Below are 18,840 nucleotides of genomic sequence, written 5' to 3' on the forward strand. Positions count from 1 at the left end.
CCGGCCGGTCAGGCGGTCGCCGGCCGGCTCTCACGGATCGGCCAGTGCAGGGCCGCCGAGAGCACGCCAAGCGCCACGCTGAGCTGCCACATCACGTCGTAGGAGCGGAAGGCGTCGAAGGCCACGCCGCCCATCCAGGCGCCCAGGAAGCCGCCGATCTGGTGGCCGACGAAGACCAGCCCGAACATCATCGACATGTAGCGGATGCCGAAGATCGTGCCGACCAGCCCGCTGGTCAACGGCACCGTTCCGAGCCAGGTGAGGCCCAACAGTCCGGCCAGCGTCAGCACGACGGTCGGGCTCATCGGTAGGACCAGGAAGCCGGCGAAGGCGGCCGCGCGCATCAGGTACAGCACGCCCAGCACGTTCTTCCTCGGATAGCGGTCGCCCAGCGCGCCGAAGACATAGCTGCCGACGATGTTGGCGAAGCCGATCACCGTCAGGGCCGCCGCACCCAGCCAGGGCTCGAAACCGCGGTCGGACAGGTAGGCCGGCAGATGGATCGCCACGAAGGCCAGATGGAAGCCGCAGACGAAGAAGCCGGCGCTGAGCAGCCAGAAATCCCGCGACGCCATCGCCTGGGAGAAGGTCTCGCCCATGGTCTGTTCCCCGGCGGTCTGGGCCGGCCGGCCGGCGGTGCCGAGCGCCAGGGGAACGATCAGCAGGGCGGAGGCCGCGAGAATGATCAGGCTGGTCTGCCACCCGGTCCCGTCGATCAGCCCGTGGATGTAGGGCAGGGCGAGGAACTGTCCCAGGGACCCGCCCATCGCGGCCAGGCCCAGGGCCTTGCCGCGCTGTTCCGGCGGGGCGGCCCGTCCGACCGCGCCGAGCAGCACGGTGAACCCGGTGCCGCTGAGGCCGAGGCCGATCAGCACGCCGCTCGCCAGCAGCTCCCCGGCTCCGCCGACCACCATCAGCCACAGGCCGGCGGCATAGGCGAGGCCGCCGGCCGCGGCCACCCGGCCGGGTCCATGGCGGTCGGCGATGGCGCCGGCGACGGGCGCGCCCAGTCCCCAGAACAGGTTCATGAGCCCCATGGACAGGGCGAAGGTCTCCCGTCCCCCGAGCCCCTGGCTGACGAAGGGCAGATACAGGCCCAGCCCCTGCCGGAAGCCGATGGCGATCCCCATGATGCTGCCGGCACACAGGACCAGGATCAGAAGTCTGAGAGCCATCGCGCGGCGCTCCGTACAGTTTGTCATGGCGCGACGGTAGCCAGAGCCCTATCATTTCTGAAGCGAATTAATCTGATGAATTCATCATGAAAACTGATGTCAAAGCCGCCCCGCAGAGAACCGCCTCCGATGCCGACGGTCTCGGGGCCTCCCTGCGCAGCCTCGACCTGGATGTGCTGCGGGCCTTCGTCATGGTGGCCGAGACCCGCAGCTTCACCCGGGCGGCGGAGCGGCTGAACCGGGGCCAATCGGCCGTCAGCATGCAGATGAAGCGGCTGGAGGAGCTGACCGGCTGCCATATCCTGTCGCGGACCCGGCGCCGGGTGGACCTGACCGCCGACGGGGCGCACCTGCTGTCCTATGCCCGGCGGCTGCTGCGGCTCAACGACGAGGCGCTCGGCTCCCTCGACCGGGGTGCCCGGACCGGCAAGGTGCGGGTCGGGGTGACCGACACCTCGATGATCTATGTCAGCCGCATCCTGCGGGCCTTTGCCGAACGCTGCCCCCTGGTCCAGGTGGAGATGACCTGCGGCCGGAGCTGGGAGGCGCTTGCCGATCTCGACGAGGGCAAGATCGACCTCGCCCTGGTCACCCAGCCCTGTGGCCATGAGGGCGGGCGCCTGCTGTGGCGCGAGCCGCTGGTCTGGGTCGCGGCGGCCGATGCGGAGGCGGAGGCGCGCGAACCGCTGCCCCTGGCCCTCTTCGCGCCGGGCTGCGTGTATCGCGACGCCGTCCTGCAGAAGCTGGAGGCCGCCGGCAGGGAGTATCGGCTGGTGTACAGCAGTGCCAATTCCCTGGGGCTGAGTGCTGCGGTCACCGCCGGCATTGCGGTCACCATCATGCCGGCGAGCGCCGTCGGGCCGGCCCTGCGGATCGTCGGAGAGGCAGCCGACCTGCCGGAGCTGCCGCAACTCGACCTGCTGCTGTACAGTCGCGAGTCGCCGGCCGCCGGTCCGGGCGCCTTCGTCGACACCCTGACGGACCTGTTCACGTGACGCGCCGGCGGCATGGGTCGCATGCCGGATCGCCCATTTCATTCGTTTGCGTGCTATGGCGTAATGCGAGCCCGTAGGCCGCCCGGCCCAACGGCCGCCAGACTTGACCGCCCGACCCGGCGGATTGGATCGACATGCTAGCCCAACTGCCCAATCTGCTGACGATCTCCCGCATACTGGCGGTTGTGCCGGTCGTGGTCTGCCTGTGGTTCGGCGGCGAGACGCTGCGGTGGGTGGCCTTGGGCTTCTATGCCTTCGCCAGCATCACCGATTATTTCGACGGCTATCTCGCCCGCGCCATGCAGGTGCAGTCGGGCCTGGGCCGGCTGCTCGATCCGATCGCCGACAAGCTGCTGGTCGGGGCCTCGCTGCTGATCCTCGTGGCGCTCGACCACATCTCCGGGCTCACGGTGCTGGCCGCCCTGGTGATCCTGCTGCGCGAGATCCTGGTCTCCGGCCTGCGCGAGTTCCTGGCGGAGCTGCGGGTCAGCATGCCGGTCAGCCGGCTCGCCAAGTGGAAGACCACGGTGCAGCTTCTCGCCATCGGGTTTCTCATCATCGGCGATGACGCCCCGGAATGGATCGACTCCCGGCTGATCGGCGAGGTCGGGCTTTGGATCGGCGCGGTGCTGACGCTGTACACCGGCTGGGACTACCTGATGGCAGGATTGCGCCACGTCTCCGCCCAGGCGGATCAGGCGCCGGGGGAGTAGGGACTCCCAATACTCAACCGATCTTTCTACCGTCTCCCCGGCCCCGCGCCGGGGCCTGGAATAAGCGCGGCTGGAGCGCCGGTGCGTTCGCCGACCCGTTCCGGCAAGCTTCGCCCGCGGTCCCGGCGCAAGGCCGGGAAGACGGTGGAAGGGTTGGGAGCGTTGGAAGGGCTGCGCGTTTAGTAATCCCTCTTCCCCCTTCTTTCACTCCCCGGATTTATTCCGGGGCACGCACTGAAGCTCGCTACGACCACGGTCGATTTCACGCCTGCCCTAACGCTCGCCCCGGAATAAATCCGGGGAGTGAGATGAGGGGGAAGCACCGTGACGATAACTATTTGAGCGCCTCACCCATCCTCGTGGAAATGGTCGTAGACCTTTCGGGCCACCGCCTTGCTGATGCCTTCCACCGCCTCCAGATCTCCCAGCCCGGCGCGCGACACGCTGCGGGCGGAGCCGAAATGGTGCATCAGCGCCTTCTTGCGCTTCGCCCCGATGCCGGCGATCTCGTCCAGGGGATTGGCGCTGATCTGCTTGGTGCGCTTGGCCCGGTGGGTCTCGATGGCGAAGCGGTGGGCCTCGTCGCGCAGCCGCTGCAGGAAGTAGAGCACCGGGTCCCGCCGCTCCAGCAGGAACGGCTCGCGTCCGGGAATGAAGAAGCGCTCGCGGCCGGCGTCCCGGTCCGGGCCCTTGGCGACGCCTACCACCGCCACGTCGTCGATGCCGAGCTCGTCGAACACCTCCTTGGCGACGGTGAGCTGGCCCTGGCCGCCATCGACCAGGATCAGGTCGGGCCAGGCGCCGGTCGTGCGGTCGGGGTCCTCCTTCAGCGCACGGCCGAAGCGCCGGGTCAGGACCTGGCGCATCATGGCGTAGTCGTCGCCCGCCTCCACATCTTCCAGCCCCTCCTGTCGGGCGCTCTCGCGTCCGGTGACGTTGCGGATGTTGAACTTGCGGTAGGCGTTCTTCATCAGCCCGTCGGGTCCGGCGACGATCATCGCCCCGACCGCGTTGGAACCCTGGATGTGGGAGTTGTCGTAGACCTCGATCCGCTCCGGCGTGGTGTCGAGGCCGAAGGCGGCGGCCACCCCCTCCAGCAGCTTGCGCTGGGACGCGCTCTCGGCCATGCGGCGGCCCAGCGCCTCGCGGGCGTTGGTCAGCGCGTGGTCCATCAGCTTGCGCCGGCCGCCGCGCTGGGGTCGGGACAGTTCCACTCTGCGGTCGGCCCGGGTCGACAGCGCCTCGGCGATCAGGTCCTGCTCCGGAATGTCCTGGCTGATCAGGACCAGCCGGGGCGGCACCTTGTCGTCGTAGAACTGGCCGATGAAGGCGGCGAGGACATCTTCCGGCTCGGTCTGCTTGTCGTGGGCCGGGAAATAGGCGCGGTTGCCGAAGTTACTGCCGGCGCGAAAGAAGAAGACCTGGATGCAGGTCTGCCCGCCTTCGCCATACATGGCGATGACATCGGCCTCCTCCAGTCCTTCGACGTTGATGTCCTGGTTCGCCTGGACCGCGGTCAGGGCGCGGATACGGTTGCGGTAGATGGCCGCCGTCTCGAACTCCAGGGCCTCGGCCGCCTCCTGCATGCGGGCGGCGAACTCGCGCTGGATCTGGTTGCTCTGGCCGGTCAGAAAGCGGGTCGCGTCCTCCACCTGACCGGCATACTCCGCCTCGGTCACATAGCCCACACAGGGGGCCGAGCAGCGCTTGATCTGGTACTGCAGGCAGGGCCGCTGGCGGTTGGCGAACATGCTGTCGGTGCAGTTGCGCAGCAGGAAGCCGCGCTGCAGGGCCGTGATCGTGCGGTTCACCGACCCGGCCGAGGCGAAGGGGCCGAAATACTGCCCCTTCCGCTTGCGGGCACCGCGGTGTTTGGTGATCTGCGGGTAGGGGTGGTCGCCGGTCAGCAGGATGTGCGGGAAGGACTTGTCGTCGCGGAGCAGCACGTTGAAGCGCGGTTTCAGGCGCTTGATCATGTTGCTCTCGAGCAGCAGCGCCTCCACCTCGGTATGGGTGCGCACGATCTCCATGGACGCGGTCTCGCTGACCATGCGGAAGATCCGGTGCTCCAGCTTGGCGGCGTGGGTGTAGTTCACCACCCGCTTCTTCAGGCTGCGCGCCTTGCCCACGTAGAGGACGTCGCCGTTCTCATCGAGCATGCGATACACGCCCGGAGCATTGGGCAGGGTTTTGACCTGATTCCGGATGACCGAGACACCCCGTTCGATATCCGGAACGGTCTTGCGGCCGCGCCGCGCCCGCTCGGTCCCAGAGGGGGGATCGCTAATATCGCTGTCTTCCAAGGACTTGCTCATCGACTCTTCAGCGCGCTCTTCAAAGGGAATTCCTGGCCGGGCTGAACACGCACCACGTGCGGCTTCTTAATCCACTGTTCCTGTGGACAACTGGGTGGAAAACCCTGGAGGAGACATCTGGAGACCGCAGAGTCCGTGGCTCCAGAGCCTTATGCCTAAAATTTGGGCAGCAAAATAACTTATTGAAATTAAAGAAAATTATTCTGCGGAACCTGTCCTGCGTCATCGCTATACGAAACTTCCTTTACAACGAGGTTACCACCCCTTCCGGCCCCAGTCGGTGTGAACAAGTTACGTGGTGGACTTGGCCCCGATCGCAGTCCGAACAAGATGTTAACGAAGGGTGTCTTGCCGGTTATTTCACGAAATCGAGTGGAAGATTAAACGAAGGCCAAGACCGACGCGCCCCTTTTGTGCCGGGAGACTGTCGGATCAGTCGCGCGGCGTGTCCGGTCCGGGCGGCGCCCATCCCAGATGCTGGCCGCTGTCGACGGCGATCATCTGGCCCGTGACCGACCGGGCATCGGCCAGGAAGACGACCGCCTCGGCCACCTCGTCGGGACTGGCGCCATGCTGAAGCGGGGTCGCCCGTGCCTGGCGGTCGAACCCGTCCTGGTCCTGGTGGACGCTCGGCAGGATCGGCCCCGGGCCCACCCCGTTCACCCGGATGCGCGGCGCCAGTTCCAGGGCCAGGGTGCGGGTCGCACCCCACAGCCCGACCTTCGAGAGGGTGTAGGACAGGAAGTCCTCGTTCAGGTTCCAGACCCGCTGGTCGATGATGTTCACCACCGCCCCGTCATTCTCCTGCGGCAGGCGGCGGACGAACTCCTGGGTGAGGACCAGCGGCGCCCACAGATTGGGGTCGATATGCCGGTCCCAGGAGGTGCGCGTCGCCGTGGCCAGACTGTCCCGCTCGAAGGTGGAGGCGTTGTTGACGAGCAGCCCGACCGGCCCGAGGGCGGCGGCGCATCGTTCGATCAGCCCGCGCAGCGCGGTCTCGTCGGAGAGGTCGGCGCCCACGGCCTCCGCCTGCACGCCCAGCGCCCGAAGTTCGCGGGCCGTCTCCTCGGCGGCGTCGCCGGAGCTGCCGTAATGCACGGCGACGTTCCAGCCCCGGCCCGCCAGCGCCAGGGCGATCGCCCTGCCGACCCGGCGCGCGGCCCCGGTGACCAGCGCTGTCTTCGGAACGGGCTGGGGGACGCGCTGGGCCATGGCGATACTCAGTAGGAGGCGAAGGTCAACGTGTTAACCGGGACGAACTGGTTCGTGATGAATGCCACATAGGCGGCGAAGAACACCAGAGCCCAGGGGCGGCTGAAGGCCGGCAGCTTGATCGCCATGGCCACGAAGACCACCGTCACGCCGAGCATGAACCAGAGATCCAGCGACATCACCTCCGGAGGGATGGGAAGAGGGGTCACCAGTGCAACCGTCCCTAGAATTCCCAGCGTATTAAAAATGTTCGACCCGATGATATTGCCCAGGGCCACGTCGCTGTGCCGGCGCAGGGCCGCGACCAGGGTCGTGGCGAGCTCGGGAAGCGACGTGCCGACGGCGACGACGGTGATGCCGATGACGGTCTCGGAGATCCCGGCCCGGTTGGCCACGTCCACGGCCCCGTCGACCAGCAGGCGGGCGCCGACCAGGACGCCGATCAGCCCGCCCACCGTATACAGCACGCTGCGCCAGGTGCTGGTGGGCAGGGCGTCGAACTCCTCCACCTCCTTGGCGTGGACGCTGTCGGGGCGGCGGCGCTCCTCGTAGTAGCAGTACAGCAGGTAGCCGACGAGCAGGGCGAGCATCACCGCGCCGTGCCAGCGCTCGATGATGCCGTGCATGCCGATGCCGACGAAGACGATGGTCCCGAGGATCAGGGCCATGCCGTCGCGCCGCAGCGGCGCTCCGCCGCAGACGAAGGGCGAGATCACGCCGACGGTGCCGATCATCAGCAGGATGTTGGCGATGTTGGAGCCGATGACGTTGCCGATGGCGATGCCGGGCGAGCCGTGCATCGCGGCCTTCAGGCTGACGAAGAGTTCAGGCGCCGACGTACCGAAGGCGATGACCGTCAGGCCGATCACATGGGGGCTTATGTCGAGGCGCCGGGCGATGGCGACGGCACCGCGGATCATCGTCTCCGCGCCGACGAGCAGCAGAACCAGTCCGGCGAAAATCAACCCAGCCGAGATCATGCCGCACCCCAGAAACAATCGCCGGTCGAGAGCGTGGGGCTTTGCTGGCCGGGGCGCGTCTGGACGGTTCGGCGGGCTGGCGATCGGGTCATGTAAATCTGAGGGTTGGTGGCGGAATTGCGGCGCGCGTGACACATAGGAATGGGGAGCGGCGACGAAATTTCAATGATTGTATACGAAGAGATTTCGTGCTCCCGGTAGTCCGTCCAGGCGCGATTGTCTAGGATCGCTGTGCCGGTCGTCGGGACCGGCATCTTGCCGAGACCCATGGGGAGAAAAGTCGTTGGAAAGCCTGCTGGACGCCTTCGACACCTTCCAGTCGAGCGGCCATGGCAGCCCGATCGGCGATGCCCTGATCTTCCTGGCGGCGGCGGTGCTGTTCGCCCCGCTGCTTCGACGCCTCAAGTTCAGCCTGGTTCTGGGATATCTCGCGGCCGGCGCGATGATCGGCCCGCACGGCCTGTCGATCATCGACGACGTCACCGAGACCCGCGAACTGGCCGAGATCGGCGTCGTCTTCCTGCTGTTCACCATCGGGCTCGAGCTGTCCTTCGCCCGTCTGAAGGTGATGCGCCGACTGGTCTTCGGCTTCGGCACCGCCCAGGTGGTGCTGACCGGGTTCCTGGTCGCCGTGATCTCCCTGTTCATGGGCCAGACCTACGGGGCGGCGGTGACCATCGGCGCCGCCCTGGCGCTGTCCTCCACCGCCTTCGTGCTGCAGCTCATGAACGAGCGGGGCGAGCTGGCGACCCGTCACGGCCGCGCCGCCTTCTCGGCCCTGCTGTTCCAGGACCTCGCCGTGGTGCCGATCGTCATCGTGGTGCCGCTGCTGGGCCGGGAGATGGACGGGCTGACGATCCTGGTCGAGCTGCTCAAGGTCACCGGCACCGCCTTCGTCGCCCTGGCGATCATCGTGGTCGCCGGGCGCCAGCTTCTGCGTCCGCTGTACCACGTCATCGCCTCGGCCGGCGCACCCGAGCTGTTCACCGCCATGACGCTGCTGGTCGTGCTCGGCATCGGCTGGGCCACCCAGCAGGTCGGGCTCTCCATGGCCCTTGGCGCGTTCCTCGCCGGCCTGCTGCTGTCGGAAAGTGAGTTCCGGCATCAGGTGGAAGCCGATATCGAGCCGTTCCGCGGCATTCTGCTCGGCCTGTTCTTCATGACGATCGGCATGTCGATCGATCTGGGTCTCGCCTTCCGCGAGGTCTTCACGGTGCTGGGCTATCTCGGTGGCCTGATCGCGCTGAAGTTCGCGGTCGTGCTTGGCCTGGCGCTGGCCTTCCGCATGCCCTTCGCCGTCAGCCTGCGCAGTGCCGCCCTGCTGGCCCAGGGAGGGGAGTTCGCGTTCGTCATTCTCGGCATCGCTGCCGCCTCCACGGTGGTGGCCAACAGCACGGTGGACCTGCTGTTCCTGGTGGTCGCGATTTCGATGGCGGTGACCCCCGTGGTGGTCTGGGCGGTGGGCAAGGCGGCCGCCCTGTTCGAGAACCAGGAGAACGCCCAGCTCTCCGCCGATTTCGAGGCCGGCCACGAGATGCGCGACCACGTGGTGATCGCCGGGTTCGGTCGGGTCGGCCATACCATCGCCCGGCTGCTCGACGCCAAGATGGTGCCCTATGTGGCGGTCGATACCGACGCCCAGAACGTCCGCGACGGCCGCCGGGACGGCCACTCGGTCTATTACGGCGATGCCAGCCGGCCGGAGGTGCTGCACAAGCTGGGGGGTGAGAACGCCCGGGCGGTCGTGCTCACGATGTCCACCGGCGGGCATGCGGTCGAACGGACCGTGCAGCACCTGGTCAGCCGGCTACCGGACCTGCCGATCTATGCCCGGGCCCGGGATCCGCTGCACGCCCGACGGTTGGAGGAGCTGGGGGCTGCCGGGACCGTGGTGGAGACCATGGAGGCCAGCCTCCAGCTCGGCGGCGCGGTTCTGCGTCAGACCGGAACCGACTGGAGCGAGATCGAAGAGCTGATCAGCAGCCTGCGCATGGTCGACGGGATCGGCCGCAAGATCGGCGAACGGCCGGATGGCGAGACCGGCCAGACCGCTCCGCCGGAAGACCCGCTGCTCGTCGCCGCCCTGTGGGCTGAGGAAGAGGAGGAGAAGGCCCGCACCCGCGACGAGGCGAAGACCGGTGGGCCGGCCCCGGTGCCGCTCGAGGTCGAGGATGCGGCCCCGGTCGCCGAGGAGGATGCGGCCTCCCACGAGCCGCCACCGCAGAAAGGCGACGTGTCCTCCGATCCGGTCGCGGAGCCCGAGGCCCCGGTGCGTGATGACGACGCGGAAAGACGGTCGCGGGATTGATCTCGGTCAAGGATCTGCCCACGTCGCCCTCATAGCGTCATCCCATCACGACGCGAGAAGGGAAAGACCATGACCACGGATCTGCATCACGACATCGGCAGCGAGTTTCCGGAGCTGAAGGACAAGATTCACCTGCTCAAGACCGAGAACGCGCATTTCGCCAAGCTGTTCGATGCCTATCACGAGGTCGACCGCGAGGTCGCACGCATCGAGGCAGAGGTCGAACCGACCTCCGACGCCTATGTGGAGGAACGCAAGAAGAAGCGCCTCGCGCTGAAGGACGAGATCTTCTCGATGCTCAAGGCGGGCTGACCCTCGCCCCCGGCCGCCGGCGCCGGGAACCCCCCGACGGATCGCGCGTTTCCCAGAGCGTTTTCACAATCGGGAAACCTTGGGCGAATGCGCATCCTCCTCGGCATTGTGGGCGGCCTGGTGGTCGTATGTCTGATCGCACTGGTCGCCGGCATGTGGTGGCTGACCACCGGTGGCGGCCGGGACTGGGCCGTCGGCCAGGTGAGCGAGCGCGTCGGCCGCGACATCATCGTCGAGGACATGTCCATCGACTGGGGCTGGCGCCCCGAGGTCGAGGTGACCGGCCTGCGCCTCGCCAATGCCGACTGGGCCCGGGCCGACCATCTGATGCGGGCCGAGCGGGTGGCGTTCCGGATCCATCCCTGGCCGCTGCTGCGCGGCGACATTGTCCTCGACTATCTCACGCTGCAGGCGCCGCAGATCGACCTGGAACGCAACCAGGAAGATGAGGGCAACTGGAGCTTCGGCGAGAACCCGGTCGCCGGTGCCGCCGCGGAGGGCGTGTCGCCGGAGGACCGTGACGACGCCCCGCGCATCGGCCGCCTGGAGATCCGCGACGGAAAGCTGGCCTACCGGGACCCCGGGCGCGGGATCGAAGTGGAAGGCACGGTCACCACCGGCAGCGGCGAGATGGACGCCCCCGAACCCCTGTCGCTCAGCCTGAAGGGCACGCTGCAGGATCAGCCGCTGACCATCAATTTCGCCGGCGGCTCCATCCTGGAACTGCGGGATGGCGAGGCGCCCTATCCGGTCGATCTGACGATCGCCGCCGGCAAGACGGATTTCGCCCTGAACGGCACCTTCGCCGACCCGATCGCCCTGGAGGGGGCGAAGGTGGAGATCGATCTCAGCGGGCCGAACCTGGCCGACATCTTCCCGCTGTTCGGCGTGCCGACCCCGCCGACCCCGCCCTATGACCTGTCCGGCCATGTGACCCGCGACGGAAAGGTCTGGCATGTGGAGAACCTGGAGGGCCGGATCGGCGACAGCGACATCTCCGGAACGGCCACCCTGGACCACCGTCCGGAACGGCCCCTGCTGACCGCCGACCTCGCCTCCGAGAAGCTCGATTTCGACGATCTCGGCCCCCTGGTCGGTGCCACCCCGGCCTATGGGGAAGGCGAGACCGCGTCGGAGGAACAGGAGCGCATCGGCCGGCAGCTCGTTGAGGAGGGCAAGCTGTTCCCGGATATCCCGATCGCCGCCGAGCGGCTGCGGGTGATGGACATGAACGTCACACTGAAGGCGCCGAACGTGCTCTCCCGCACCGAGCTTGCGATCACCTCGCTGGAGGCGACGGTGAAGATCGAGGACGGCCGGGCCGTGGCGAACCCGTTCCGCATGGGCGTCGCCGGGGGCGTGCTGTCCGGCGAACTGGCGCTCAACGCCCGCGAGGAGGTGCCCTCGGCCGATGCGGACGTCACTTTCGAGGATCTGGCGCTCGCCGAGTTCTTTGAGGACAGCAAGTATTTCGAGACCATGGGCGGCACCCTGTCGGGCCGGCTCTACATCATTGGCACCGGCAACTCGCTCGCCGACATTATGGCGGCGGCCAATGGCGACGGGGTGATCGAGGTGTCCAAGGGCGCCTTCAGCGGCCTGCTGATTGAGGCCGCCAGCGTTGATCTGGTTGAGACGCTGATCCTGTTTATCGGCGACGATGCCAGCGTGCCGATCCGCTGCGGCGCCGGGCGGGCGGTGGTGAAGGAGGGGGTCGCCCAGTTCGATCGGGTGGTGGTGGATACCGCAGACTCCGTGCTCTACGCCCGCGGCGGTGTGAACCTGCTGGACCAGACGGTGGATCTGTACATCACCGCCGATGCCAAGGATTTCAGCCTGATCGACCTGGAGGCGCCGGTCCGGGTGAAGGGGCCGCTGGGCGATCCGGAGACCAGCATCGAGCCGGACAAGCCGGACCTGCCCTTCTTCGAGATGGGCGAGGCCAAGGACGTGGATTGCGGCGCCCTGCGGCAGCAGGTGATGCAGGGCGGGTAAGGCGCCTCAGCGCCCGCGACGGCGTCGGGTCTTGCCCTTGCCGCCGTTGCCCTTCTCCGGCGGACGGCCGCTGGGCGGCTGGATCGCCACCTTCAGCTTGACCACGCCGCCGCGGGGCAGGGGCTTGCCGTCGGTGGTGACGCCCAGCTCGGCCGCCTCCAGCCGCTTGATCTCGTCGCGGATGCGGGCGGCCTCCTCGAACTCCAGATCGGCGGCGGCGGCCTTCATGCGGGCCTCCAGCTCCTCGATGATCTGCCGGATCGGCTTGTCCACCAGCTCGCCCTCGCCGGTGCCGGTATTCACCGACACGTGGTCGCCGCGCTCGTAGACGCTCTCCAGGATGTCGCCGATGTTCTTCTTCACGCTTTCCGGCGTGATGCCGTTCGCCTCGTTGTATTCCATCTGGCGCTGGCGCCGTCGCTCGGTCTCGCCGATCGCGTATTCCAGGCTGTCGGTCATGGTGTCGGCATAGAGCAGTACCCGGCCCTCGATGTTCCGGGCGGCGCGGCCGATGGTCTGCACCAGGGAGGTCTTGGAGCGCAGATAGCCTTCCTTGTCCGCATCCAGGATGCAGACCAGGGCGCATTCCGGGATGTCGAGCCCCTCGCGCAACAGGTTGATGCCGATCAGCACATCGAAGACGCCGAGCCGCAGGTCGCGGATGATCTCGATGCGCTCCAGGGTGTCCACGTCGGAATGGATGTAGCGCACCTTGATGCCGGCCTCGTTCATGTACTCGGTCAGCGCCTCGGCCATCTTCTTGGTCAGGACGGTGATCAGCACCCGGTGGCCCTTGGCGGCGGCGTCCTGGCATTCGGCGATGCAGTCGTCAACCTGGCTCTTGGTCGGCCGGATCTCGCAGACCGGGTCGATCAGGCCGGTCGGCCGCACAAGCTGCTCGGTGAAGACGCCGCCGGTGCGCTCCAGCTCCCAAGGGCCGGGGGTGGCGGAGACGAACACCGTCTGCGGCCGCATGTCCTCCCACTCCTCGAATTTGAGCGGCCGGTTGTCCAAGCAGGAGGGCAGGCGGAAGCCGTATTCCGACAGGGTGTACTTGCGGGCGTAGTCTCCCTTGAACATGCCGCCGATCTGCGGAACCGTCACATGGCTCTCGTCGACGATCAGCAGGGCGTTCTCAGGCAGGTATTCGAACAGGGTCGGCGGCGGCTCCCCTGGGTTGCGGCCGGAGAGATAGCGCGAGTAGTTCTCGATCCCCGCGCAGGACCCGGTCGCCTCGATCATCTCCATGTCGAAGGTGGTGCGCTGCTCCAGCCGCTGGGCCTCCAGCAGCTTGCCGGCCCGGTTCAGCTCGTCGAGCCGCTGCTTCAGCTCCTGCTTGATCAGGCGCACCGCCTGCTGCAGCGTCGGCTTGGGCGTCACGTAGTGCGAGTTGGCGAACACCCGGACCTGGTCGAGGGCGGACGTCTTCTCGCCGGTCAGCGGGTCGAACTCCTGGATCGCCTCAAGCTCGTCGCCGAACAGGGAGAGCCGCCAGGCGCGGTCCTCAAGGTGGGCCGGGAAGATCTCCAGGCTGTCGCCGCGCACCCGGAAGGTGCCGCGGTGGAAGCTGGTGTCGTTGCGCTTGTACTGCAGCTCCACCAGCCGGCGCATGATGGCGTTGCGGTCGATCCGTTCGCCGGTCTTCAGCTTCAGGATCATGTTGCCGTAGGTTTCCACGGCACCGATACCGTAGATGCAGGACACCGAGGCGACGATGATCACGTCCTCGCGCTCCAGCAGGGCGCGGGTGGCGGCGTGGCGCATCCGGTCGATCTGCTCGTTCACCGAGGATTCCTTCTCCACAAAGGTGTCGGTGCGCGGCACATAGGCTTCCGGCTGGTAGTAGTCGTAATAGGAGACGAAGTACTCCACCGCGTTGTGCGGGAAGAAGCTCTTCATTTCGCCGTAGAGCTGGGCGGCCAGGGTCTTGTTCGGCGCCAGGATCAGGGCCGGGCGCTTCACCTCCTGGATGACGTGGGCCATGGTGAAGGTCTTGCCCGACCCGGTCACGCCGAGCAGCACCTGGTCCAGTTCGTCGGCCCGGATGCCGGCCGTCAGCTCCTTGATCGCCCGCGGCTGGTCGCCGGCGGGGGCGTAGTCGGACACCACCTGGAACGGCACGCCGGCGTCCTGGGCGGCGACATCGGCCTTGATCTCGGCGGTGATCGCCCGGTTCGTGGCGGTCACCTCCTGACGCAGGCCGCGGAGATGTTCAAGCTGGGCTTCGATGAGGTCTGTGCTCATGCCGGGAAGATAGGGCGGTGGGTACGAAAAGGGAACAGGAGATGGTGGGGAATGTTGGTGATTGGCCCTGCCTTTCTCTCCTTTCTCTCCAACCCGTCATCCCGGCGAGGCCCGGACCCGATCCGGGGCTCGCCGGGACCTCGATCCGGCGTCGACCTAATGGTCCCGGCCGGCCCCCGGATCAATCCCGGATTAAATCCGGGACGGGGCCGTCCGGGATGACGGGTTCGGGAGAAAGGACCGCGCTAAATCGGCAGCCGGATCACCGCCCTCAGCCCACCCAGCGGCGAGTCCTCCAGGGTGAGGTCGCCGCCATGGCTGCGGATGATGTCGCGGCTGATGGTCAGGCCCAGGCCCGTGCCGCCGGTCTCCAGGTTGCGCGAGGGTTCCAGGCGCTTGAACGGCTGGAACGCCTCCTCGCGCCGGTCGGCCGGGATGCCGGTGCCGTCGTCATCGACCGTGATCTCGATGATCTCGCCGGCCCGCACCACCGCCACGTTCACCCGGCTGCCGTAGCGGGCGGCGTTCTGGACCAGGTTGGCCACCGCCCGGCGCAGGGCGTCGGGGCGGGCCGGCAGCACTGCCTCGCCGTCGTCGGGCTGCTCGTAGACGATGCGCGTCCCGCCGCGCCGTTCGTTGGCGATCACGTCGTTCACCAGGGTGCCCACATCGATCTCGACCGGCACCTCCGCGCCCTCGCCGCGGGCGAAGGCGAGATAGCCCTCGACCATCCGCTCCATCTCGGTCACGTCGGCCTTGAGCTCGGCGATGTCGTCGTTGTCGCCGAGCATGGCGAGTTCCAGCTTCATACGGGTCAGCGGGGTGCGCAGGTCGTGGCTGACCCCGGCGAGCATCTCGGTGCGCTGGGAGAGCTGCCGGTTGATGCGGTCGCGCATCTGCAGGAAGGCGGCGGAGGCCTGTCGCACCTCGGTCGCCCCTTCGGGCTTGAACCCGGTCACGTCGCGGCCGAGGCCGAAGGCGCGGGCGGCGATGGCGAGCCGGCGTATGGGCCGGATCTGGTTGCGCATGAAGACGATGGCGATGGCGAACAGCACCAGGGACGAGCCGATCATCCACAGCATGAAGACGTAGGTCGTCGAGGTGAACAGCCGCTTCTTGTGGGCCAGCACCTGGAGGACGCCGGAGGGAAGCTGCACCAGGATCTCGATGCGCCGGTCCACGAAGTCCGTGTTCATGATGTAGGGGCGATGAACCTTGGTCTCCATCGCGTCCTTCATCGCCTCCTGGGTCTGGTCGAAGACCGAATAGCTCGGCTGGTTCGGCAGGATGCCTTCGGGCTGCCAGTGCAGCTCGATGTCGAAATGCCGGTTCGCCCGCTCGGACAGCTCGGCCACCCATTCATGGGTGATCGGCGGGCGCAGCTCCTCGATCAGGAAGGCGATGTCGCCGGCCAGGCTGTGCACCAGCCGACGGGTCATGATCTCCCAGTGCCGCTCGTAGAAGACGTAGGTGGAGATCACCTGCATCAGCACCAGCGGGGTGACGATGATCAGCAGGGCCCGGCCGAACAGCGTCTTCGGCAGGTAGCGCTTCAGCCGCTTCTTCGCCGGGCCGGGCGTCTCGATGACGCGCGGCCGGCTCAGCGAGGCCTCGTCGGTCCGCGCGCGGGAGAGGGATGGGCCGTCTCGGGTGATCTCCGCCATGGGACAGATGCTCCGGGCCTGGGCGTTGTCACTCGAACCGACAATAACAGGTCCGCGCCAAGCTCGCGCGTCTGACGAATGCGGATCGGGGGCGGCCCGGAGCCATCGGATGTGGCGCTATGGGGTCAGCCGAAGTTCTGGCCGCCATCGACCGACACGGTCTGGCCGGTCACCCAACCGGCCGCCTCGGAGACCAGGAAGGCGGCGACGCGGGCCACCTCGTCGGGCGTGCCCATGCGGCCGAACGGGATCTTGTCGCGGGTGGCGAAATACTTGGACGGGTCGTTGTAGCGCCGCCATTCCCAGCTCCCGCCCGGGAACTCGATGGAGCCAGGTGCGATGCAGTTCACCCGGATGCGCTGCGGGGCGTAGCGCACCGCGTGGGACTGGGTGAGCTGAATCACGGCCGCCTTGACCGCGCCGTAGGGAATGGACGAGCTCGGGCCGATGCCGGAAATGGACGAGATGTTCAGCACGCTGCCGCCGGTCTTCTCCAGATGCGGCGCGGCCGCCCAGGTGGCGCGCACCACGCCCATCAGGTCGACGTCGATGCCCTTCTTCCAGCCGTCCTCGTCGTCTGTCGCGCCGAAACCGGAGGGGTTGTTCACCAGCGCGAAGAGGCCGCCGAGCTTGCCCGCCGCCGCCTCCACATAGGCTGCCAGCGCCTCGGCGTCGCCGACATCGCAGATCGCGCCCTGGACATGGTCGGCAGGGGCGTCGCCGCTCAGCTCGGCCAGGGCGGCGTCGAGCGAGTCCTGGGTGCGGCCGCAGATCGAGACCTTCGCCCCTTCCGCCAGGCAGGCCCGGGCGATGGCGAGGCCGATGCCCCGCGTGCCGCCGGTCACGATCACGCCCTTGCCCGAAAGTCCGAGATCCATATCCGTCTCCTGATAACGATGAGCGGTGACTTTAGGGGCGGGGCAGGGCAGCGCCAAGACACGCAATGCCGCCCGATGGCCGCGCGGATCGGCGCAGAGCCTGTCTTGCCGAAACGTCTGGGCCCTGCTTCGATATCGCTCCCGCCGCTTGCCGAGATCCGACCATGACCGATGCCCGTTCCGCCGCCAACGGTGCGCCCGCCGGGGTGGCGCTGCCCTATCGCCTGCGCCTGCCGGGTCCGACCGCGGTGCCGGAGCGGGTGCTGAAGGCGGCGTCGCGGCCGATGCTGGCCCATCGCGGACCCGAGTTCCTCGCCCGGTTTCAGGCGATCCAGCGCCGGCTGCAGCCGATCCTGGGACGCAGCGGCGTGCCGCCCTTCCTCTTCGCCTCGACCGGCATCGGCGCGATGGAATCCGCCATGGTCAACGTGGCCGCGCCGGGTGCGAAGGTGCTGATCACCACCAACGGCCAGTGGGGCCCGGTGTTCCGCCGGCTGGCCGAGGCCATCGGCGCCGAGGTCGACGAGGTCGTCTCCGACCGGGGCGCGCCGATCGATCTGGACGGCGTGCGCCGGGCGCTGAAGGACAAGCGCTACGACGCGGTCTTCACCGTGCACAGCGAGAGTTCCACCGGCGCGCTGACTGACCTGAAGGCGCTTGGTGCCATCGTCGCCGAGACCGACGCGGTGCTCGCCTGCGACAGCGTCAGCGGGCTGGGCGGGGCCGAGATGCGGGCCGACGAATGGGGCGTGGACGTGGTGGTCTCCGCCTCCCAGAAGGCGCTCATGTGCCCGCCGGGCCTCGGCATCGCCAGCATCAGTGAGAAGGCCTGGGCGCTGATCGACCGCGACGACCGGGGACCGCGCAGCTATTTCGACTACCGCCGGTTCCGTCCGATGGCCGAGAAGGGGGAACCGACATACACCGCGCCGGTCGCCATGCTGAACGCGCTGGACGAGGCGCTGACCATGATCGACGAGGAGGGGATCGAGGCGGCGATCGCCCGGCACGCCCGCCTGAACGCCGCCCTGACCGCCGGGCTGGAGGCGCTCGGCTTCTCGATCTTCCCCACCGGCACGCCCAGCCCGACCCTGGTGGTGGCCAAGACGCCGGAGGGTCTCTCGGCGCCGGCGCTGATCGACCGGCTGTCGGACGGGTACAACGCCGTCATCGCCGGGACCCGGTTCGAGGATCTGAAGGACCGCCTCGTGCGCATCGGCACCATGGGCTACGTCACCGACGGCGAGATCCTGACCGACATCCACCAGATCTCCCGGGCGATGACCGATCTCGGCCGCAATGCCGACGAGGCCGGGGCGATGGCGGCAACGGCGGCGAAACTCTCGGCCTGATCCGCAATCGTGGACTTTTCAGACCATCTGAATAAGTTGGGGCCGCCGTGACATGGGCATCACCGGTCAGAACGCGGGTCATTGATGGACGATTTCGAGAAGATCCTGGATCGCAACCGCCAGTGGGCGGATCGCATCAAGGCGGCCAATCCCGACTATTTCGCCAAGCTGTCGCTTCAGCAGGCGCCGGACATCCTGTGGATCGGCTGCGCCGACAGCCGGGTGCCGGCCAACCAGATCCTCGACCTGCCACCGGGCGAGGTCTTCGTCCACCGCAACATCGCCAATGTGGTGGTGCCGTCCGACCTGAACTGCCTGTCGGTCCTCCAGTTCGCCGTGGAGGTGCTGGGGGTCAGCCACATCCTGGTCTGCGGCCATTACGGCTGCGGCGGCGTGCGCGCGGCGATGGCGGAGGGCGACAACGGCCTGATCGACAACTGGCTGAACCATATCCGCTTGGTCCACCGCCTGCATGCCCACGAGCTGCCGGACGACATGCTCCAGGAGGAGGCGCTCGACCGGCTGTGCGAGCTGAACGTGATCGAGCAGGTGGACAACGTCTGCCGCACCACGATCGTCCGCGACGCCTGGGCCAACGGCAGCAAGCTGCAGGTGCACGGGGTCGTCTACAGCCTCAAGGACGGCGTCCTGAACGAACTCTGCCTGCGGCAGTCCTGAGCGGCGCCGCTTGGTGCCA

The 18,840-nt window shown here is 67.7% G+C and carries 14 protein-coding genes; 7 read left to right on the top strand and 7 right to left on the bottom strand.

Features of this window, described 5'->3' with window-relative positions:
• Positions 1 to 8: 8 nt before the first annotated feature.
• On the bottom strand, positions 9 to 1,175 hold the full coding sequence (locus ACOQOP_RS00165; protein ID WP_420564290.1) for an MFS transporter: 1,167 nt from the start codon (positions 1,173 to 1,175) through the stop codon (positions 9 to 11).
• Positions 1,176 to 1,261: 86 nt separating this feature from the next.
• Between ACOQOP_RS00165 and ACOQOP_RS00170 the strand changes: the two genes are divergently transcribed.
• Together ACOQOP_RS00170 and pgsA are read left to right on the top strand one after the other, a co-directional pair.
• The gene (locus ACOQOP_RS00170) at positions 1,262 to 2,170 is read left to right on the top strand and encodes a LysR substrate-binding domain-containing protein (RefSeq protein ID WP_420564291.1); all 909 of its coding nucleotides are present in this window, start codon (positions 1,262 to 1,264) and stop codon (positions 2,168 to 2,170) included.
• 134 nt (positions 2,171 to 2,304) lie between these two features.
• The gene (pgsA, locus tag ACOQOP_RS00175) at positions 2,305 to 2,883 is read left to right on the top strand and encodes a CDP-diacylglycerol--glycerol-3-phosphate 3-phosphatidyltransferase (RefSeq protein ID WP_420564292.1); all 579 of its coding nucleotides are present in this window, start codon (positions 2,305 to 2,307) and stop codon (positions 2,881 to 2,883) included.
• A 347-nt stretch (positions 2,884 to 3,230) separates the two neighbouring features.
• Here the strand turns inward: pgsA and uvrC are convergent, their stop codons facing one another.
• From uvrC to ACOQOP_RS00190, 3 genes are all read right to left on the bottom strand, one after another.
• Complete coding sequence (gene uvrC / locus ACOQOP_RS00180) at positions 3,231 to 5,198, bottom strand: excinuclease ABC subunit UvrC (RefSeq protein ID WP_420564293.1); 1,968 nt, start codon at positions 5,196 to 5,198, stop codon at positions 3,231 to 3,233.
• Positions 5,199 to 5,630: 432 nt separating this feature from the next.
• Positions 5,631 to 6,410: an SDR family oxidoreductase gene (locus tag ACOQOP_RS00185; protein ID WP_420564294.1), complete on the bottom strand. Its 780-nt coding sequence runs from the start codon at positions 6,408 to 6,410 to the stop codon at positions 5,631 to 5,633.
• 8 nt (positions 6,411 to 6,418) lie between these two features.
• Complete coding sequence (locus ACOQOP_RS00190; RefSeq protein WP_420564295.1) at positions 6,419 to 7,390, bottom strand: calcium/sodium antiporter; 972 nt, start codon at positions 7,388 to 7,390, stop codon at positions 6,419 to 6,421.
• Between the two features lie 283 nt (positions 7,391 to 7,673).
• Here ACOQOP_RS00190 and ACOQOP_RS00195 point away from each other — a divergent pair, with 283 nt between their 5' ends.
• The 3 genes from ACOQOP_RS00195 (at position 7,674) to ACOQOP_RS00205 (ending at position 12,005) form a co-directional block, all read left to right on the top strand.
• Positions 7,674 to 9,698 carry a monovalent cation:proton antiporter-2 (CPA2) family protein gene (locus ACOQOP_RS00195; RefSeq protein WP_420564296.1) on the top strand — a complete coding sequence of 675 codons (2,025 nt, stop codon included), beginning with the start codon at positions 7,674 to 7,676 and terminating at the stop codon, positions 9,696 to 9,698.
• A gap of 69 nt (positions 9,699 to 9,767) precedes the next feature.
• The gene (locus ACOQOP_RS00200; protein ID WP_420564297.1) at positions 9,768 to 10,010 is read left to right on the top strand and encodes a YdcH family protein; all 243 of its coding nucleotides are present in this window, start codon (positions 9,768 to 9,770) and stop codon (positions 10,008 to 10,010) included.
• 87 nt (positions 10,011 to 10,097) lie between these two features.
• On the top strand, positions 10,098 to 12,005 hold the full coding sequence (locus ACOQOP_RS00205) for an AsmA family protein (protein WP_420564298.1): 1,908 nt from the start codon (positions 10,098 to 10,100) through the stop codon (positions 12,003 to 12,005).
• Positions 12,006 to 12,011: 6 nt separating this feature from the next.
• On the opposite strand, the gene uvrB is transcribed toward ACOQOP_RS00205, so the two are convergent.
• The 3 genes from uvrB to ACOQOP_RS00220 all read right to left on the bottom strand — a co-directional run bounded on the left by uvrB (position 12,012) and on the right by ACOQOP_RS00220 (position 16,791).
• Positions 12,012 to 14,249 carry an excinuclease ABC subunit UvrB gene (gene uvrB, locus ACOQOP_RS00210; RefSeq protein ID WP_420564299.1) on the bottom strand — a complete coding sequence of 746 codons (2,238 nt, stop codon included), beginning with the start codon at positions 14,247 to 14,249 and terminating at the stop codon, positions 12,012 to 12,014.
• A gap of 245 nt (positions 14,250 to 14,494) precedes the next feature.
• The gene (locus ACOQOP_RS00215; protein ID WP_420564300.1) at positions 14,495 to 15,913 is read right to left on the bottom strand and encodes an ATP-binding protein; all 1,419 of its coding nucleotides are present in this window, start codon (positions 15,911 to 15,913) and stop codon (positions 14,495 to 14,497) included.
• Between the two features lie 125 nt (positions 15,914 to 16,038).
• Positions 16,039 to 16,791 (bottom strand): SDR family NAD(P)-dependent oxidoreductase, encoded by a 753-nt coding sequence (locus ACOQOP_RS00220; RefSeq protein ID WP_420564301.1) that lies wholly within the window; start codon positions 16,789 to 16,791, stop codon positions 16,039 to 16,041.
• Positions 16,792 to 16,955: 164 nt separating this feature from the next.
• Here ACOQOP_RS00220 and ACOQOP_RS00225 point away from each other — a divergent pair, with 164 nt between their 5' ends.
• Together ACOQOP_RS00225 and ACOQOP_RS00230 are read left to right on the top strand one after the other, a co-directional pair.
• Positions 16,956 to 18,143: a pyridoxal-phosphate-dependent aminotransferase family protein gene (locus ACOQOP_RS00225; RefSeq protein WP_420564302.1), complete on the top strand. Its 1,188-nt coding sequence runs from the start codon at positions 16,956 to 16,958 to the stop codon at positions 18,141 to 18,143.
• An 84-nt stretch (positions 18,144 to 18,227) separates the two neighbouring features.
• Positions 18,228 to 18,821 (top strand): carbonic anhydrase, encoded by a 594-nt coding sequence (locus tag ACOQOP_RS00230; RefSeq protein ID WP_420564303.1) that lies wholly within the window; start codon positions 18,228 to 18,230, stop codon positions 18,819 to 18,821.
• Positions 18,822 to 18,840 lie beyond the last annotated feature (19 nt).

Source organism: Thalassobaculum sp., from assembly GCF_965223715.1.
GTDB lineage: Bacteria > Pseudomonadota > Alphaproteobacteria > Thalassobaculales > Thalassobaculaceae > Thalassobaculum.

Bases quoted from the DNA above. Each gene is read 5' to 3' on its own strand.
- ACOQOP_RS00170 (WP_420564291.1), top strand. From the start codon at position 1,262: ATGAAAACTGATGTCAAAGCCGCCCCGCAGAGAACCGCCTCCGATGCC.
- ACOQOP_RS00225 (WP_420564302.1), top strand. From the start codon at position 16,956: ATGACCGATGCCCGTTCCGCCGCCAACGGTGCGCCCGCCGGGGTGGCG.
- ACOQOP_RS00215 (WP_420564300.1), bottom strand. From the start codon at position 15,913: ATGGCGGAGATCACCCGAGACGGCCCATCCCTCTCCCGCGCGCGGACC.
- ACOQOP_RS00190 (WP_420564295.1), bottom strand. From the start codon at position 7,390: ATGATCTCGGCTGGGTTGATTTTCGCCGGACTGGTTCTGCTGCTCGTC.
- uvrC (WP_420564293.1), bottom strand. From the start codon at position 5,198: ATGAGCAAGTCCTTGGAAGACAGCGATATTAGCGATCCCCCCTCTGGG.
- ACOQOP_RS00230 (WP_420564303.1), top strand. From the start codon at position 18,228: ATGGACGATTTCGAGAAGATCCTGGATCGCAACCGCCAGTGGGCGGAT.
- ACOQOP_RS00220 (WP_420564301.1), bottom strand. From the start codon at position 16,791: ATGGATCTCGGACTTTCGGGCAAGGGCGTGATCGTGACCGGCGGCACG.
- ACOQOP_RS00165 (WP_420564290.1), bottom strand. From the start codon at position 1,175: ATGGCTCTCAGACTTCTGATCCTGGTCCTGTGTGCCGGCAGCATCATG.
- ACOQOP_RS00185 (WP_420564294.1), bottom strand. From the start codon at position 6,410: ATGGCCCAGCGCGTCCCCCAGCCCGTTCCGAAGACAGCGCTGGTCACC.
- uvrB (WP_420564299.1), bottom strand. From the start codon at position 14,249: ATGAGCACAGACCTCATCGAAGCCCAGCTTGAACATCTCCGCGGCCTG.
- ACOQOP_RS00200 (WP_420564297.1), top strand. From the start codon at position 9,768: ATGACCACGGATCTGCATCACGACATCGGCAGCGAGTTTCCGGAGCTG.
- ACOQOP_RS00205 (WP_420564298.1), top strand. From the start codon at position 10,098: ATGCGCATCCTCCTCGGCATTGTGGGCGGCCTGGTGGTCGTATGTCTG.
- pgsA (WP_420564292.1), top strand. From the start codon at position 2,305: ATGCTAGCCCAACTGCCCAATCTGCTGACGATCTCCCGCATACTGGCG.